General features: G+C 68.7%; 17 protein-coding genes and 3 pseudogenes. 10 read left to right on the forward strand and 10 right to left on the reverse strand.

The window, feature by feature from the left end; translation table 11 throughout:
- Nucleotides 1-981 precede the first annotated feature (981 nt).
- Nucleotides 982-1,434, forward strand: coding sequence for a hypothetical protein (locus tag OG792_RS26040; protein WP_329103202.1), 453 nt, complete (start codon nucleotides 982-984; stop codon nucleotides 1,432-1,434).
- Between the two features lie 204 nt (nucleotides 1,435-1,638).
- Here OG792_RS26040 and OG792_RS26045 read toward each other — a convergent pair whose 3' ends face one another.
- The 4 genes from OG792_RS26045 to OG792_RS26060 form a co-directional block, all read right to left on the reverse strand.
- Nucleotides 1,639-2,355, reverse strand: coding sequence for a hypothetical protein (locus OG792_RS26045; protein WP_329103205.1), 717 nt, complete (start codon nucleotides 2,353-2,355; stop codon nucleotides 1,639-1,641).
- Between the two features lie 206 nt (nucleotides 2,356-2,561).
- Nucleotides 2,562-3,299 carry a GOLPH3/VPS74 family protein gene (locus OG792_RS26050; protein ID WP_329103207.1) on the reverse strand — a complete coding sequence of 246 codons (738 nt, stop codon included), beginning with the start codon at nucleotides 3,297-3,299 and terminating at the stop codon, nucleotides 2,562-2,564.
- A 170-nt stretch (nucleotides 3,300-3,469) separates the two neighbouring features.
- Nucleotides 3,470-4,207 carry a VOC family protein gene (locus tag OG792_RS26055; protein ID WP_329103208.1) on the reverse strand — a complete coding sequence of 246 codons (738 nt, stop codon included), beginning with the start codon at nucleotides 4,205-4,207 and terminating at the stop codon, nucleotides 3,470-3,472.
- 334 nt (nucleotides 4,208-4,541) lie between these two features.
- The gene (locus tag OG792_RS26060) at nucleotides 4,542-5,534 is read right to left on the reverse strand and encodes a MerR family transcriptional regulator (protein ID WP_329103210.1); all 993 of its coding nucleotides are present in this window, start codon (nucleotides 5,532-5,534) and stop codon (nucleotides 4,542-4,544) included.
- 247 nt (nucleotides 5,535-5,781) lie between these two features.
- On the opposite strand from OG792_RS26060, the gene OG792_RS26065 reads away from it, so the two are divergent.
- From OG792_RS26065 to OG792_RS26085, 5 genes are all read left to right on the forward strand, one after another.
- On the forward strand, nucleotides 5,782-6,321 hold the full coding sequence (locus tag OG792_RS26065) for a PadR family transcriptional regulator (protein WP_329103212.1): 540 nt from the start codon (nucleotides 5,782-5,784) through the stop codon (nucleotides 6,319-6,321).
- Entirely contained in the window at nucleotides 6,318-7,058 is a 741-nt protein-coding gene (locus OG792_RS26070) for an ABC transporter ATP-binding protein (RefSeq protein ID WP_329103214.1), read from the forward strand. The genes OG792_RS26065 and OG792_RS26070 overlap by 4 nt, the downstream gene beginning before the upstream one ends.
- 1 nt (nucleotide 7,059) lies before the next feature.
- The gene (locus OG792_RS26075) at nucleotides 7,060-8,850 is read left to right on the forward strand and encodes an ABC transporter permease (RefSeq protein WP_329103216.1); all 1,791 of its coding nucleotides are present in this window, start codon (nucleotides 7,060-7,062) and stop codon (nucleotides 8,848-8,850) included.
- Between the two features lie 32 nt (nucleotides 8,851-8,882).
- Nucleotides 8,883-9,401, forward strand: coding sequence for a hypothetical protein (locus tag OG792_RS26080; protein WP_329103218.1), 519 nt, complete (start codon nucleotides 8,883-8,885; stop codon nucleotides 9,399-9,401).
- A gap of 347 nt (nucleotides 9,402-9,748) precedes the next feature.
- The gene (locus tag OG792_RS26085) at nucleotides 9,749-11,053 is read left to right on the forward strand and encodes an MFS transporter (RefSeq protein ID WP_329103220.1); all 1,305 of its coding nucleotides are present in this window, start codon (nucleotides 9,749-9,751) and stop codon (nucleotides 11,051-11,053) included.
- A 162-nt stretch (nucleotides 11,054-11,215) separates the two neighbouring features.
- On the opposite strand, the gene OG792_RS26090 is transcribed toward OG792_RS26085, so the two are convergent.
- The 3 genes and pseudogenes from OG792_RS26090 to OG792_RS26100 all read right to left on the reverse strand — a co-directional run bounded on the left by OG792_RS26090 (nucleotide 11,216) and on the right by OG792_RS26100 (nucleotide 12,553).
- A complete protein-coding gene (locus tag OG792_RS26090) occupies nucleotides 11,216-11,680 on the reverse strand; it encodes an NrtR DNA-binding winged helix domain-containing protein (RefSeq protein WP_329111625.1) in 465 nt (154 codons plus the stop codon).
- Nucleotides 11,681-11,687: 7 nt separating this feature from the next.
- Nucleotides 11,688-12,341, reverse strand: a pseudogene (locus OG792_RS26095) (NUDIX domain-containing protein); the annotation flags it as partial.
- Nucleotides 12,338-12,553 (reverse strand): hypothetical protein, encoded by a 216-nt coding sequence (locus OG792_RS26100; protein ID WP_329103223.1) that lies wholly within the window; start codon nucleotides 12,551-12,553, stop codon nucleotides 12,338-12,340. The gene OG792_RS26100 and the pseudogene OG792_RS26095, both read right to left, overlap by 4 nt.
- A 176-nt stretch (nucleotides 12,554-12,729) precedes the next feature.
- Here OG792_RS26100 and OG792_RS26105 point away from each other — a divergent pair.
- A pseudogene (locus tag OG792_RS26105) lies at nucleotides 12,730-12,968 on the forward strand (SAM-dependent methyltransferase); the annotation flags it as partial.
- A gap of 225 nt (nucleotides 12,969-13,193) precedes the next feature.
- On the opposite strand, the gene OG792_RS26110 reads toward OG792_RS26105, so the two are convergent.
- Together OG792_RS26110 and OG792_RS26115 are read right to left on the reverse strand one after the other, a co-directional pair.
- Nucleotides 13,194-13,748, reverse strand: a complete 555-nt coding sequence (locus tag OG792_RS26110; RefSeq protein WP_329103225.1) for a hypothetical protein — start codon at nucleotides 13,746-13,748, stop codon at nucleotides 13,194-13,196.
- 18 nt (nucleotides 13,749-13,766) lie between these two features.
- A complete protein-coding gene (locus OG792_RS26115) occupies nucleotides 13,767-14,699 on the reverse strand; it encodes an SDR family NAD(P)-dependent oxidoreductase (RefSeq protein WP_329103226.1) in 933 nt (310 codons plus the stop codon).
- 171 nt (nucleotides 14,700-14,870) lie between these two features.
- On the opposite strand from OG792_RS26115, the pseudogene OG792_RS34805 reads away from it, so the two are divergent.
- The 3 genes and pseudogenes from OG792_RS34805 to OG792_RS26130 all read left to right on the forward strand — a co-directional run.
- A pseudogene (locus OG792_RS34805) lies at nucleotides 14,871-14,993 on the forward strand (helix-turn-helix domain-containing protein); the annotation flags it as partial.
- A gap of 65 nt (nucleotides 14,994-15,058) precedes the next feature.
- A complete protein-coding gene (locus OG792_RS26125; protein WP_329103228.1) occupies nucleotides 15,059-15,223 on the forward strand; it encodes an MmyB family transcriptional regulator in 165 nt (54 codons plus the stop codon).
- A 161-nt stretch (nucleotides 15,224-15,384) separates the two neighbouring features.
- Nucleotides 15,385-16,116, forward strand: coding sequence for an AfsR/SARP family transcriptional regulator (locus tag OG792_RS26130; RefSeq protein WP_329103230.1), 732 nt, complete (start codon nucleotides 15,385-15,387; stop codon nucleotides 16,114-16,116).
- A gap of 108 nt (nucleotides 16,117-16,224) precedes the next feature.
- Here OG792_RS26130 and OG792_RS26135 read toward each other — a convergent pair whose 3' ends face one another.
- The gene (locus OG792_RS26135) at nucleotides 16,225-16,629 is read right to left on the reverse strand and encodes a VOC family protein (protein ID WP_329103232.1); all 405 of its coding nucleotides are present in this window, start codon (nucleotides 16,627-16,629) and stop codon (nucleotides 16,225-16,227) included.
- Nucleotides 16,630-16,772 lie beyond the last annotated feature (143 nt).

Here is a 16,772-nt window from a genome sequence, read left to right on the forward strand (position 1 = left end):
GGCCGTCGACCGCCCGGTCCACGGCCCTCGCCACTGCTGGCGCTAGGGACGACCTTGCCGCCCTTGCCGCGTACCCGGAGGACACGGTGGTCGTGCTCCTCGCCGAGGTCGCCGATGTTCGAACCGCAGGCTTCGAAGATCCGCAGCCCCAGCAGGCCGAGCATGGAGACCAACGCGAAGTCGTTCGGGTTGCCGGACTGTCGTGCGGTGGTGATCAGTGCTTCGAACTGGAGGTGCTGAGCCCGAGGGTGGGTGATTCGGGTGGGACCACCGGTCTGCGGACGTAGTCGGCGGGTGAATGCCGACCGAGGTAGGCGGCCACCGCCGCACGGAGAACGCGGCGATCAGGAGAGACGGCACCGGGACCGGAAGCGGGAGAGGTAGTCATACCTCACGGTGCGTCATGCAGTTCGTGCTGTATCCGATGATTCATATGGCGAAGCCCGCGTTCTATGCGGCGGTGACCGCCCGGCTCAAGCGGGCGGACGTCGTGGTAGTTGAGGACGTGGGCGGTGGTCGGGGTAGGAGTTCGGTACTGGTCGGCGCGTTGACGCTCAGCTACCGAGTGCTTCGGTTCAACCAGCGGGCGAAGCTGGTCGAGCAGGAGATCGACTACGCGGCACTGGGCGTCCCGGTCGTACGCCCCTCAGCGTCGATGACGGGCTGCGTCCGCCTTTCGGCAGTTCCGTGTGCCACAGGATGCCGGAAAGCACCACCGTGCGTGACGACACGTGGGCCTGGCGTCGCGCACGGTCGGCAGACCCCGAGGACGTCTTGCAGGATATGACCCACGGCGGTCACCTTACGATGCGGACTCCCGAGCGCGACCTGCCGCAGAGGAGCACGCGGTGATGAGAACGCTGCGACAAGACCAGCCGCCTTGCATTGAGTGCCGCCCCGTTGCCTGTCGTACCTGGAAGGCAGGATGCTGGTTTGGCGATCGCGACGGCTCAGACCGTCCGCGTGGAGAGGACGATTTGGATGAGGGTCGGACCGCCGAGCCGTCTCGCTATCGATCACGACGACTATCACGCCGAGCATGTGGGGCGCACCGCTGATGGAAGACAGTTCTTCCTCACCACCCCCTTCGAGCCCGCCATCCGTGCGGAGGAAGATGGTCAGGAGTTTGTCGCTTTATACCTCTTCGGCGCCGATGGCCGGTTTCTGGAGGCCCGGATTGATGCCTTCGGTCCCAGAGCCCGGATGGACCGCGCGGCGCGCCGGGCGGCATACGACGCCCGGCTGAAGGAACTTGGGGAGGTCACATTCACCCGCATCGAAGTCGAACCCTTCGCAATCAAGCGGTTCGGTACGACCTTCGGCCTCATCCCAAGAGAGCCAGAGGAGGACGACGACGCATGGTGGGTCACCCTGCAGCCCGGCGACTACATGGCCTTCACCGACCCATGGGACAGCGGTGAGTACGACACCTGACGCCCAGTCAGGCAGGCGCACTCAACTCGGCATGTCCGGACGTCCTCCCACCTGCGCGCACCAGCGTCTAGGGCTACCGAGGGTGGCAAGCGCTCCCGGTGCGGGCGCGCACGGTCGGCGGCATGTGCTGGCGCTGGATCGAGATGTCTTGATTCCCACGCCCCGGACGAGCGGCAGCGTCGGTGCCCCGATTGTCGCGTGCGGCTACGAGTCGGTGGGTCTGAGCTGCGCCATGTTGGTTCCGTCGTGTTTCCTGGCGAGGAGGTCCTTGTACTGGCTGGGGTGCACCTCGGCGACAGCCCTGGCCTGGGCCACGAGGTGGTGCAAATGTGGTGGGTAGTACTCCTCGACAAGCAGAAAGCCGCAAGCCAGCCACTCACGGGTCGGTTCGTGCTCAGAGGCCACGAACGCTCTTAGACAAGCGATCCGATACTCACCACGCAGATCCGCCACGCTGTCGTCGGCCGCCTGGCTGGCTCGCGTGGGCCGGTTTTGGCGGAGCGCCTCGGCCGAGTCGTACACCAGGCTGGCCTGGGACCAGTACCAAGCGCGCACGGCGCAGACTTTCTTGTGGGCCAGCCCGTGATCAACGACCGAAATCAGGTAACGCTGAACGGTACGCCGCCCCACCGCATCTTGCACCGGGTGGAGAAGCTGCTTGTTGAAGGACACGTCCTCGTCGCAGGCGGTTGCTGCGAGCACCCGGTCCGCGTGGGCGGCTGCGGCGTCCGGCCGGGCCTTCAGGACATCGCCGACCTCGGCGCGCTTGGCGTTGCGGCGATGATAGTCACAAAAACGCTGGTCGCTACGGTACGGCTCGGGCAGCTCCGCAGGTTGCCACCCGGGGTGGAGATCGGCGAGCAGCGCGTCAAGCCGCTGCTCGAATTCCACCGCGAGATCACCGTCGGCCCAGTCCTGCACCGCGCAATCATGTCTGAAGGGCCGACCACACACTCGCCGCCTCACCTACCCACCTCAACGTCTGCTCGCCGCAGAGACCACCCCCTGGCAACGAACCGATCCTGGGTACGGCCGGCAGTGAACGGATCCCGGCAGTTCCGGGTGCCGGCCGGCACCGGGGTTACCCACGATGGGTGACAGCTCCCGCTGGTGGCGGACGGGGCAGGTCAGGCTGTCGCGCCGGCAGCGGTTGCCGCTGCTGTTGACGCCGCACGGGCGTCGTCGATTATCCTTTGGACCGCGTTTGCAGCCCACACCGATCGTCGAAACTCAGCGAAGCGGTTGCGCACCTGCATGGGCGGTAGATCCGGTACGACGTGTGGTTCCCAACCCAGTGCACTGACCAGGCCACACAGAGCCATTGTCCGTGCATCAACATGGTCCGGTTGGGTCGCGGCAGCCCGGATCTGTCGGCGGGCCTCTGCCTTGGCTGGTGGTTCCGAGCCGTCGTGGGTGGGATAGCGGGTACGGGGAAACACCTTCAACATCTTGTCGGTTTCGCGCCCCAGTGTGCCTGCGTCGATGAGTTGGCTCAGCACGGCCGCGCGTACATCCTTGGTAAACCGGATAATCCAGTCTCTGGGCTCGCGGGCCCTGCGGTCGTGCTGCAAGCGGTGAAGCGCGAAGTCCATCAGCCGGTCACCGGTGGGGGCCGGATTTGTGACGACGATGTACCTACCGGCAACGTCGATGCGTCCCGCCAGGGCCAGGTCTATGAGCAGCGCGCCGGCCAGGCCATAGTCGAGGTGCGCGTCGGTGCCTCTGGCCAGGCCGTCGTTGTCGTAGGCAAGCAACGCGATCAACTCGGCAAGTGACACATTGGCCATGATTGAACCGTAACCATCGCCGGCAACGATCCGCGCACTGATCTCCGCAACGGATCCGCTCGCCGCCTCCGTCGTCATGTCCCGGAGGCGATGTAGGCGGCGAGGATGTAGTTGGAGCGGCGGTCGAGGTTCTTGCGGGCGCGGTCGTAGCGCAACGTGGCGTGCGGGTCGGCGTGGCGTGCGGCGATCTGCACGTCGCGGAGGCTGACCCCGGCGTCGAGCATGGCGTAGGCCGGAGTCAGTGGGGGTCAGCCAGGGGTGAGGAGGCAGAACTCGTTGCCTTCCGGGTCTGCGAGGACGGTCCACGGGATATCGTCTTGGCCCAGGTCGATGGCGGTGGCGCCGAGAGTCCGCAGTCTGACCGCCTCGGCCTCCAGGTCGTCACCCGGGTATGGGCGGACGTCGAGATGGACGCGGTTCCACACGGTCTTCACGTCGGGTGTGCGGAGGAACTCCAGATATGGGCCGACGCCCTTGACAGAGCGCAGTACCGCCTTGTCGTCGGTCACCTCGTGCAGGGCCCAGTCCATCGCCTTGCTCCAGAAGCGGGCCACGGCTCGCGGATCCGCGCAGTCGACCACTACCGCAGCGATCGGTCCGGTGTCTCGGTAGAACGGTCGGGGGTCCAGCACACAGAACTCGTTGCCCTCTGGGTCTGCCATGACCGTCCATGGGACGTTGCCCTGGCCTATGTCGGTGGATGTTGCGCCGAGATCGTTCAGGCGCGTGACCACCTCCGCCTGATGGGCCGCCGAGGTGGTGGCGAGGTCGACGTGCACGCGGTTCTTCACCGTCTTGGGTTCCTGGGAGGCGATGAGGTCGAGGCAGACGGCAACGGGGTCGGGATAGACGAAGCCCTCGGGTTCGAGGTTGGTCACGCCCGGTCCCTCGCTGGAGACTCCCCAGCCCAGCGCCTCCGCCCAGAAAGCGCCCAGCGCAGCGTCGTCCCGAGCCTTCATGTTGATTTGAACGAGCCGGGTTGCCATGCCGACGATGCTAACGGCAGTCTGGCATGTCAAGATCAGCCTTACTGATCTCGGCATGTCCGGATGCCTGCCACTCGTGCGGAAGCCGACCCGCTCGCCGGCATGTGCGCGTGTCCCAAGGGGGTTCCGCGACCGGCTTTTTCCGAGGTGGCGTAATCGGCTTCTGCGCAGTGTCGAGGGCTGCTTCGGTGTTGCCCGTGACCGACCTTCAAACGCCGCGACTGAGCCTGCACCCCATCGAGACGGCAGAGGGTGAACGCATCGTCGGGCGACGCGCCGGAGCCGGGGATGCCTGGGCTGAGGATTTTCCCTTTCGACGGCGACGTGATGCCAATCAGGGAGCCGGTACGGCGGACGCGCGCAGTGCTGCGGCCAGCCACTCGAACGGGAACCGCTCCGGCGGCACGTTGTTCACGGCGGTGACCAGCTCCATGTACCGGTCGAACGGTCCCTCCGGCTCCGGCGGCGTGCGATCCCACTCCGCGCCCGCCAGCATGTGGTCGGCCGCCTCGATCCGGAACTCGGGCGTGTCCGGCATCCCGGGGCTGTCCGGTGTCGCGAAGATGCCGGTCAGCCATTTGATCCACCGGTCGGCGATCTCCCGCCCCCTGGGCGAGTCCGGCGGCACCTGCTCCCGCGCCGCGTCCATCACCGGCTGGCCGATCGCCGCACCCTCTTCCAGGGCGTCCAGCATCGGCGACGAGGTCATCAGTGGCCCGGCCCCGGTGGTGCACACCTCGTACAGCTCACGGCGTACGGCCTGCCGGACCTCGGTGTCCCGGACCAGCTCGGCCAGCTCGATCCACGCCTCCAACTGGGCCGCGGTGGGATGTTCGGACAGCTCCGGCCGGGCCGCCCGCCACCACTCGACCATCCGCTCCGGCGGCTCCCAGCCGGTGGAGACCTCGGTCCAGAACTCGTCGATCAGCCGGTCGCGTTCCTCGTCCGGCATGCCAACCAGCTTGTGCATCAGCGTGACCTGTTCGGCCGTGGAGTCCTGCCGCAGGATGGCCGACAGCACCGCGCGACGGCTGCGCAGCCGTGCCTCCTGCCGTGCCAGCAGGGCCAGGTGGGTGGCGGCCAGCTCGCGCAGCGTCGCCTCGCCGGCCAGCACCCGCCGGATCTCGTCCAGGCCGGCGTCGAGTTCCCGCAGCGTCCGGACCAGTTCCAGCCGGGCGATGGCGGACACGTCGTACAGGCGGTGGCCGGCCGGGGTGCTGGCGGCCGGCGTGACGACACCGGCGTCCGCGTAGTACCGGACGGCGCTGACGCTCAGGCCGGTCCGCCGGGCGACATCCCCGATGGCGTACAGCTCGTTCATGTCCACGACGACCACTGTGCGATCTCAAGCGGCTTGAGATACAAGCCCCCCGATCAGGTCGCCCGGCAATCTCGGGAGACGGCCCAGGCGAGGTCGACCGGGCCATTCCGCCGAGGTCGTGTCGCTAGTTACGGAATGTCACGGCGGTCATGCCGCCATCCTGCCGGGTCCGTCGCACCCGCCGGTGGATTTGACACCTCTATAGCTACCGGTTATCTATTAGCGGTCTGTCTGTCCGAAGGGGTGTGCCCGGGTGCAGGACGTGGTGCTGGCCATGCTGGCGAAGGAGCCGGCGCATGGGTACGAGCTGCGAAGTCGGATGCGTGTCGTGCTCGGCCCGCTCGGTGAGGCGATGAACGCGGGGCAGATCTACGTGACCCTGGCCCGGCTGGCGAAGGCCGGACTGGTGACCTCGGAACGGGCCGACGGCCTGCCGGACCGGCCCGACCGCCGGGTCTACGCGCTGACCCCGGCGGGGCAGGAGCGGGTCGCCGGCTGGTTGGCCGAGGTGAGCTGGCCGAAGCCGGACCTCACCGAGTTCCACCTGAAGCTGGTGGCCGCCGCGGCCGGTCGGCTGGCCGATCCCGTGGCGTTGGTCGACGCGCAGCGACGTGAGGTGCTGCGCCGGCTGCGCGACACCCAGCGGGCCGCGCTGGACCGGTCGGTGGATCCGGTGGCCGGGTTGCTGTTGGAGGGTGTGGTGCTGCGGCTGCGGGCCGACCTGGAGTGGCTACAGGCGTGCGAGCGGGTGTGGACCGAGCGCGATCGGACCGAACGGAAGGCGGGGGCATGACCGGATCTGCGGCGTTACGGGCGCGCGGGCTCACCAAACGGTACGGCTGGAACAACGCGCTGGTACGCGCGGTCGACGAGGTCGACCTGGACGTGCCCGACGGGCAGGCGTTGGCGATCATGGGACCGAGCGGTTGCGGCAAGTCGACCCTGCTGCACCTGCTCGGCGGGTTGCAGCGCCCGACCGACGGGCAGGTGTGGCTGGCCGACCACCGGATCGACACGATGAGCGAACGGGCCCTGGCCCGGCTGCGGCGCAACACCGTCGGGTTCGTCTTCCAGTCGTTCCACCTCATGGACGAACTCACCGCGGTGGAGAACGTCGAGACGGCCGCGCTGCTGGCCGGTCAGCCGCCCGGTCGGGCCCGCCGACGTGCGCTGCACCTGCTGGACCGGGTCGGGTTGGCCGACCGCGCCGCGTACCTGCCCTCGGCGTTGTCCGGCGGGCAGCGCCAACGCGTCGCCATCGCCCGCGCGCTGAGCAACGAACCGCTGATCGTGCTGGCCGACGAACCCACCGGCAATCTGGACAGCGCCGCCACCCTGGACGTGCTGCGCCTGTTCGAGGAGTTGCGCAGCACCGGGCAGACACTGGTGGTGGTCACCCACGACGCCCGGATCGCGGCGGTCGCCGACCGGGTGATCTCCATGCGCGACGGGGCCTTCGCCGACGACAGCCTGCTCGCCGACGACAGCCGGCTCACCAGCACCAGCACCGTCTACGACGGACGGCGCTGACGTGACCGGTCGCCTACTGCTCATCTGCCGACTGCTGGTCCGGGACCTGCGCCGGCGCCGGACCGAGACCGTACTGCTGTTGGTCGCCATCACCACCGCGACCGCGACGCTGACCCTCGGCCTCGCCCTCAACGAACTCGTCAGCCGCCCGTACGAGCAGACCAGAGCCACCACCGCGGGCCCGGACCTGGTGGTGGAGCCGGCACGCACCGGCCCGGAGGCCCTGGCCGCGCTCACACCACTGACAACGGCACCCGGCGTCACCGGACACAGCGGCCCCTACCCGCTGCTGTTCAAGGCACTGACCGCCCGCGACCTGACCGTCCGGGTCGTCATCGAGGGCCGCGACGGCACCCCGGCCACACTCGACCGACCGGCGGTGACCAACGGAACCTGGGTACGCCCCGGCGGCGTGGTCGTCGAGCGAGCCTTCGCCGACGCCCTCGACGTACGGACCGGCGACACGATCAGCGTCGACGGCCACCCACTGCACGTGACCGGGATCGCGATCACCGCGGCCAGGCCCGCATACCCGTACGCCGGTTGGCACCTGCCGGGCAGCATCCTGAGCGAGGCCGGCGGCCTGGTCTGGGTCGATCGAGGCGACATCGCCACGCTCGCCGGCACTCAGCCGCTGACGTACGGCCTGAACCTGAAGCTGGCGGACCCGCGAGCCGGCATCTCGGTCATCGACCCGTCGCACGGCGACCCCGGGTTTCGCGGGTGGCGCTTCAAAACCTGGCAGGAAATCGCGGAGGTCAACGGCCGGCTGAACCACAAGGCGCAGGAGGCCCTGCTGATCGGCAGCTGGCTGCTGACCGTCCTCGCGCTGGCCGGCGTCGCCGGCATCGTCGCGGGTCGGATCATCGGCCAGCGCCGCCGGGTGGGGCTGCTCAAGGCCGTCGGCGCCGGGCCCGCCATGATCGCCGCCGTCCACCTCGCCGAATACCTCGTGATCGGACTCGCCGCCGCCGGCACCGGCCTCACCGCCGGCTGGCTCGCCGCTCCCCCACTGTTCCGCCCGACCGCCGGACTCATCGGCTCCGTCGGCATCCACCCACCGCTGCGCGTGGTGGCCGCCGCCACCGCCCTCGCCCTCGGCATCGCCCTCGCGGCGACCCTGCTACCGGTCATCCGCGCCGCCGCCACCAGCACCATTCACACGCTGGCCGACGCCGCCACGCCACCACGCCGTCGCCGGTGGGCCATCTGGCTGTCCCGCCGGCTGCCCACCCCCCTGCTGATCGGGGTACGCATCAATGCGCGCCGGCCGCACCGCGCCCGGCTCGTCACGGTGAACACCCTGATCACCTCGGCCACGCTCGCCGCCGTGCTCATGGCGAAGGCGCAGGATCACACCCCGGTACCACTCGGCTACTCGACACTCCCCGACCGCCGCGACGAGCGAATCGTCCAGGCCATACTCCTCGTCGCCGTCGTGGCGTGCGTACTCGCGCTGCTCAACACCATCGTGAGCAGCTGGACCGCCGTCCTCGACACCCGGCAACCGCTGGCCGTCGCCCGCGCGCTCGGTGCGACTCCCGGACAGGCCGGCACCGGCCTGGCGGTAGCACAACTGCTACCCGCCATACCCGGCGCCGCCGCCGGAATGCCGATCGGCATCGGACTGTACGTATTCTTCGGCAGCGGCGATTTCCAGTACGTACCCGCCTCCTGGATGCTCGCCACGGCACTCGGAATCCTGCTCGCCGTCGCCGCGCTCACCGCCATCCCCGCCCTGGCCGCCGCGCGTCATCCCGTCGCGGACACCCTCCGGTCCGCACCGACCTGACACCCGTCACCGGTCCCGGGCGGCGCTTCCCCGTGCCTGCCTACTACATCACCATCATCGCCTCCATGGCCGGTGACGCGGGCTGGGTGATGCGCACGATCGAGCGGTGGATGGCCATGGGCACCGGCCGCACCGCCGTCCAGCAGAAGCACTACGTACGGCTGAACTGGTACTGGGCTCGGGCCCTCACCAGCGACGATCCGGCCGGGATCGCGGCGGAGGCCGAGCAACTGCTGGCCGCGACACTGGTCGACCCGCCGAGGTGGGGCATCGCGTACCACAACGGACTGCTCGCCGAGATGTGGCTGGCCGCCGGGAGGCCGGACGAGGCCGGCACCGCCCTCGACCGGGCCGACCGGGCGCTGGAGGCCCACGGCCAGCGCTACGCCGAAGGACTCATCCGCCTGCTGCGAGCACGCCTGTTGCATGCTCGGGGCGAGTCCGCCGACGTCGTACGGGCCGCCGCCGAAGCGGCCCGAGCCTGGTCCGCCGATCGCGAGACCCACCTGTTCGCCCGCCGGGCCGAGGAGTTCGTGGCCTCGCTCGACTGACGCCCCCAGGCTGACACCACCCGGGTCACCCGCGCTGACGAGGCAGCCTCCGACCTTGTCCGGCCGGAGACCGCGCGGGTCGGTGTCCAGGACTCGGTAACCGTCCGTAGGAGTATTCGCCTTTCCCGCCGGACCGCCGGCGGCTAGTGTGGCCGACGAGTTACCCACGAGGAGCTGAGACATGCCCGGTCGTCCGAGCGCGCGTTGACGTCCTGGGCCGTAATCGGCCCGTCATCGCGTGCTGCCCTTGAATCGCGCGGCACAGCAAGCCTTCTCAACCTGCCCCGTCAGTGCGTTTGTCGTACGGCGGTCGGTGCGCCCTGTCCGCAGCGCTCCAAGGGGTCTTTGTGTCGTCTGGTTACTCCGCCGTCTCCGATTCCACTCGATCCGTTACGCCGAGCCTGTGGCGCAACTCCGACTTCCGCAGCCTCTGGTTGGGCCAGACGGCCTCGCAACTGGGCGAGCATGCGAGCCTGGTGATCCTGCCGTTGATCGCTGTCCTGACCCTCGACGTCGGCGCGGACCAACTCGGCGTCCTGCGCGCGGTGGGGCAGGCACCGCAACTGCTGCTCGCGCTGTTCGTCGGCGTGTGGGTGGACAGGTGGCGCACCCGTACCGTGATGGTCCTGGCCGACCTCGGTCGAGCCCTGGCGTTGGGCGGGGCCGCCGTGGCCGCGCTCGTGAGCGGCCTCGGCCTGCCAGCACTGGTGGCCATCGCCTTCGCCGTCGGGGCCCTGTCGGTGTTCTTCGACGTCTCCTACCAAGCCTCTGTCGTACGCCTGGTGGGACGCGATCAACTGCTGCGGGGCAACAGCGCGATCGAGGCAAGCCGGTCCGTGGCCCAGATCGGCGGTCCCGCCCTCGGCGGGACGATGATGTCCCTGCTGTCGGCGCCGATCGCCGCCGCGTCCAGCGCCCTGTTCTTCGTGGTGTCGGTCCTGGGCATCTCCCGTATCCGCCGTTACGAGTCGATCCCGGAGCACCCGGGCGGTTCCCGACGGATCTGGCGGCAGCTCCAGGAGGGCCTCCGCTTCGTCGTCCGCGACACCTCGCTACGTGCCGTATGCCTCGCCTCGGCCGCATTCCAATTCTTCTTCGCGGCCACGATGACCAGCTACCTGCTCTTCCTGCCACGGGAACTGCACCTGTCCGGCACCGCCATCGGACTGGCGCTCGCCGCGACCGGGCCGGGCGCGGTCGTGGGCTCCCTACTCGCCGCCCGCCTCCCGACCCGCCTCGGTTACGGACCGGTGCTCGTCGCAGCGGCAGTCATCGGTGACGGCGTGATGCTGTGCGTGCCCGCACTGCACGGCACCTCCGTGTCCACCGTTTCCGCACTGATCGCGATCAACCTCGTGTTCGGAGCCTTCGGCCAACTGGTCAACGTCGCCATCATCGCCGTCCGGCAGGCCGCCACCCCGGACCCGATGCAGGGCCGCGTCACCGCGACGATCACCTTCGCCGGCATGGGCCTGACGCCCTTCGGCTCACTGCTCGGCGGCCTCCTCGCCGAACACTGGGGAATACGCACGGCTCTACTGGTCACGGCCGCCGGCATGCTGTTGTCACCCGTGGTGATGGCGATGTCCCCGCTCGCCCGCCTGGGACCGACGCTTCCATCACCGGATGCGGCTCATGATCAGACGCACTGATCTGCCGCCGACCGCGCACGCAGGCAAACGCCGAGCGGTCGCACCCTGTCAGCGTTCATGACGCCCGGCATCCGAATCTGCCGATGAGCGCGCACGTGATCAAAGCGACCCGCGCCCTCCAGCTTTCACCAGCGCCTGGCCGCACTCGTCCGCGATGTGCGCTCAGTCGATGCGCCGCGGCGGCAGTATGGGCGGCGAGATGTACGACTCGCACGACGCCGGCCCACGCCGATATAGCTTGCTCGGGCGGCCGTGGTCGCCCTGGCGGGTAAGAGACGTCGGCTCGGTAAGCCCTCGGTGCGGGTCGGTAAGCTTCTTGTTGAAGCTGCCGGCGTCGAGTTCGACATTCCACACCGCCTCGTACACCCGGCGTAGGTCGGTGAGCGTGAACAGGTCCGGGCAGAAGCTCAGCGCGAGCGGGGTGTACTCGACGAGGCTGCGGACCTCGGCTACGGCGTCATCCAGCATCACGGCGTGGTCGAAGGCCAGCCGTGTGCGCAGTGTCGGCTCGATCTCGACCCAGTCTGCGCTGGCAGCGTCGCTTCCGCCTGCAGGCTCGGGCTGGGCTGGGCTGGGCTGCGGAAACTGCCAGGAAGGCGGTGGTATGAACGACGCCGCGCGGGTCACGCTCCGGGTCCGAATACGTGCGGAGCTGCCGCAGCGGCAGGTCGGCATCTTCGATGCCGGTCTCCTCGGCGAACTCCCGGCGAGCAGTTTCGGCGAGACTCTCGCCTGGACGGACAAAACCGCCGGGCAACGCGAGCATGCCACGGTACGGCTGGGTACCGCGACGGACGAGAAGCACGTGCAGCCGCACGTCTCGCACGCTGAGTACGACCCGGTCAGCCGTCGCGTACGGACGGACCCGCGGCCGGGGCAGTCGTTCCCGCGCGAGCAGGTCGATGAGGCCGCGCGGCTGGAGCACGGCGCTGTCTGGCACCGGTATCGGCAGATCCTTTGGCCGTTCGGAGTAGAAGACCGGCAGGCCGCGCTCCAAGACCCGGCCAAGTTCCAGGTTCGTCGTTGGGCCGACGTAACCGTTCGGCGCGACTACGTAGATCACGTCCGACGAGAGGATCTTATCGAACGTAGCCGCCTGGATATGGTGGTCCGATGAGGTCGGAGGGTCGGATTTGAACCTCACGAACTCCGCGCCTTCGTTTGCTATCTCGCAAATCGTCGGCGACCGCACCTCCAGTCCGGCGTTAACAAAGGCCTCGGCCGCTCGCCGCACTTCTCGGTAATACTGCCGGAAACTACCGATCAACGAGATTGCCTGTGCCGTCACAGCGAGTCCTGACCCTTCTGTTCGGATCCAATTCCCTTCTTGTCCGATCCGAGCCGGCCCGCAAGATCGGCTGCTGCCAGCGCCGTGGCCGTCACCACGGCCGTGATGACTGCGGCGTCGTACCCCTTGAAGATCATGACGAAAGCCAGGCCGAAGACGGCCAGAATCGACAGGGCTCGCAACGGATGACGGTTCATGCCGACGATGTTCACACGCTGGGGCCTCCGTCGCTAACGGCGTAATGGTCGCGCCGGCCAAAACCCACGACGCCGGTGCCCACGTCGGTACGTCACTTGCCGGCCACCACGGTTCGTCAGTCCTCCGTCGGACGGCGACGAACACCGTCCCCCCTGAACGCTGGTCGCGGCGCTCGGTGACGGATCGCTCACAGCCGGGCGGATACCTGGTGACGGCCTTCAAACACGGCGACGGCACCCTGCGTCGCAACGGGTTCAGCACCGATCTTGGTGTCGACTTCGATCGGTACTGGCTCTCGGCCATAGAGATGGGGGAACGCATCGCCGCCGCCGGTTTCGCCCTGGTCATCGAAGGCAGCACCCGCCTGAAGAATCGGGGCCTCCATACGGGTACATGCTGGTCCGCAAGACCGCCTTCGGGAGCGCGTAGCTGTAGCCCTGCCCCGGCATGGTGGTGCCCAGGGCGACCTGGCGGAATCACCTGGGGTGACAGACCGTCGGATCCGGTGAGCGGGTCGGCTCTGCATGACCATGGCGTGCCGCCTCAGCTGCCATCAGCAGCACAGGATCACATTTCCGCTCATGCCGCGATCCGCTCGTGACCGCTGACGAAAGCCGTGCAGCTCGGGGCTGCGCACTTCACGCGGGCCTGCTGTCATGGCCACGGGACTGGTGCGGGTCCGGCGTTCGGTGACGGTCCGTACGGCGTGTGGCCGGCCCGGAAGTATCTGAGGTGGTTGACCGTTGAGATCAGCACACGCTCGAACAGGCTCGGTTCTTCGGGCAGACGTCCGCTGTGACGGTCTGTGTGCTGCTCCACCTTCAAGTAGGTGAAGCTCGCCCGAGTCCCTGAACGATCGACTTCGACCTGAGCCTCATAGACCTGATAGCCAGTCCATGATCGCCAGAGCCGGAGCACGTCGGAGTCATTGAGATGGGCCACCCACCGGATCTCCATATCGAAGAACCCCAGCCCGTCGCGGAGCAGCCCGATCGTATCCGCGTCCAGGGCAAGGCGGGGAACCTGACCGACCACATGCATTGTCAGCCCGGCGTGAACCTTGGCCGCGCTAAGCGCCGTGAACAGCGGACGGAGATCTTCAGCAGGCATACGAACATTTTCCTCGCCATCCGGACCGGATCGGGTATCCGCTTCTGCCGCGACCCGGGCATGGTGATGCACGACGGCATCGGGCGTCGTCGGGACCACGGACAGTCAAGATCAACGCTAGAGCGCCGCTCTCGCCCGTTCCAGCAGCTCTGCGGTGGCCGCCCACAAACGCCGCTCCCGGTCGCGGTCGTGGGCGACGAACTGCACCTCGGTCGGCTTCGTCTTCACCACGAACGCGCCGTCGCGCAAGTGCGCCCACTTCTCGTCTACGGCTATCGCTGCCAGCAGCGGCCCTGAGCGTTGTGGGGTCGACACACCCGGAAGGTGGCCGAGGGCGCGGCCGATTGCCTGGAATGCCGCGGGAGCGCCACGGCCCAGCGCGGTACCCGGCATCCAGCCGGGCTCGAACACCGACACGTTGACCTTGGCGCCAGCGTGACGTTGCAGCTCGTGGGCGAAGTACAGGATTGCCAGCTTCGCGTTGGAGTAGGCGATCCCGGACTCGGTCATGCCCGGGTTCGTGTCGCCGTCGGCGGGATGGGCGAGTTCGACCGGGTCGGCCCACCTGGCCTCCGGCACGCGCAGCAGCCGGCGCCACACGTTGGCGCTGTAGGTATTCGAGCCGACGAGCACGACCCGGGCCGGGGCGGTGAACGAGCCGAGCAGGTCGCCGATGAGCTGCGCGTGCGCCAGGTAGTTGACGGCGAAGGTCATTTCGTAGCCGTCGGCGGAGGCCCGGCGGGTATCGACCGACATGGCGCCGGCGTTGGCGACCAGCGCGCGCAGCGGGCGTACGGTGCCGGCGGCGAGCAGGTCGCGCACGGTGGCCGCGGCGGCGCGTACCGCGGCCAGTCGCGACAGGTCGCAGTCGATCTCGCGGACGCGAGCGCCGCGCGCGCGGGCCTCGCGGGCGACCGCGGTCAGGTCCGGCCCGGCGCGGCCGACCAGCAGCAGGTCGGCGCCCCGCTCGGCCAGGGCCAGCGTCGCGTGGCGGCCCAGGTTACGCGTCGGGCCGGTGATCAGAACGGTTCCGGGTCCGGTGGAAGTCATGGTGTCAGTCTGCGAGCGCGGCGCGGCGTCAGGCAGTCGTTCGGTTTTCGTAGGACTGCCAGGACCAGGACAACCCCGGCGGGCTCGCGAATACTGGACGGCGTGGAAGCGTGGGAGTTCGGCCGTACGGTGCGCCGCTGGCGGGACCGGGTAGCGCCCGAGAACGTCGGCGTGCCGGTCGGGCGCCGCCGCCGGGCCAGCGGGCTGCGCCGCGAGGAGTTGGCCGCGCTCGCCGGCATCTCGACCGACTACCTGACCCGGCTCGAACAGGGCCGCGCGACCACGCCCTCGGCGCAGGTGGTGGAGGCCCTGGCCCGGGCGCTGCGCCTGGCCGAGACCGAACGTGACCTGCTGTACCGATGGTCGACCACCCGGCGGTCGGGCGCATCACCCTGGACTGCGACACGCTCGTCGTCGCCCTGGACGATCTGCGCATCACCGTCTATACCGCCGAGCCGGGCACCGAGGACGCCGAACGCCTCGCCCTCGCCGTCGTCCTGGGCACCCAGATGCTCGTTGACTAGCCTCGACCCGCGTTCTGGCCGATGCAGGTGACCAGCGGGAATCGGCGATGGTACGACCGAGCGTCGGTACTCTCGGCTACCTGTCGACAAGCTGGGAGTTCAGCGGCTTGGATGGCCGATCCGTCGCCGGCTAGGAGGTTCGACCGGCCTTGGGCAGCCCCGTGCGTATCCAGATACTCGGCCCGTTGCGGCTCTGGCGCGGCGTCACGGAGCTGGACGCCGGTCCACCGCGGCAGGCATATCTGTTCGCCCTGCTGTTGGCCCGGGCGGGCCAGCCGGTCAGCACCAGTAGGCTGATCGATCTGATCTGGGGTGAGGATTCTCCGGCCAGCGCTCTCGCGGACCCGGCCCGCACCACGGAGGCGCTGGTACGCGCGGCCCGCCGCGCGGCGAACATGGCCGCGTTCGAGGCTGCGAACCGGCAACCGGAGTCAGCCGTACAACTGGCACGCTCCGCGGGGTTGGCGGCGCTGGAACAGTCTGCCCTCTCGCTGCTCGCCATCGTCGTCAGGCGGCAGGCGCAGTACCAGGGCTCGGCGTTCGATGTGCTGGAGCGCGCCGAGCACCTGGCTCGCCACCTCGGCCGAGATGCGCAGGCGGCCGACTTTCTCTACATCCGTTGGATCGCGGCCGCCCATGCCGCCAAAACGGATCGCGACCAGTTGGTTCACCGGCCACCCAAGCGTCCACGCTGCTCCCTCAGGCTGTACGCCGTTCCCAGCGCAGACCGCGCCCAGGCCCGGACGGCACTCACTACCGAAAGCGGCCTTCACCGCGCCTGCGCCTGGCTGGCGCTCGCCGAGCACGCGAACCCGACCTGGCTCGACAAGGTGCACAGCTGGACGGCGTACCTGCGCAACGGCGCGGTGTACGTGGAGGAGGCAGAACGCTGACGCGCGGTCGTCAAGGTCGGAAGTCCGGATCTGCCGTCGACCGCGCGTCATCATGCGAGGCGCAGGAGCGCTTCCGGTGCACGGTTGTGCCGAGACGCGTGCAATCGGCTACCTGGTGTTGGACCAGGCGCGGCTGGACAGCACCAGTCGGTATCCGTCAGGGTCCTCCACCGTGACACCCCATCGGTCCCAATACGCGCCCTGGGCGATCCGCCGGCCGCCGGCCTTCTCAAGCCTGGCGATCAAAGACTCATCGACCGGCGCGGACAGATACAGCACCAGCAGGTCTTCGGCTGTCGGTGACGGTGGGACCTCCAGTTCGGGGCCACCGACAAGTTCGAGATGCCATGACGCTTGTGGCCAGCCGAGCATGACCAGATCATGCTCGCCGGGAGACTCGGCAAGTGCACGATAAAGCACATGCAACCCGAGCCCCTCAACATAGAACCGTTCAGCCGCCGCCAGATCACCGGTAGGCCGAGCAAGGCGAATCGCCGACGTAGGGTCGATCATTCGAGTAGCTCCGTTCTCTCAGTCGACGACCACCATGCAAGCTCAACCAAACTTTAGGTCAAGACGGGCGTACGCTCTGCCGCGACCCGAGCGCCACCCGGCGTCATGCATGTGACCAGGCTGCCGTCCGGACCTGCCGAGGT

This window comes from Micromonospora sp. NBC_01699 (assembly GCF_036250065.1).
GTDB lineage: Bacteria > Actinomycetota > Actinomycetes > Mycobacteriales > Micromonosporaceae > Micromonospora_G.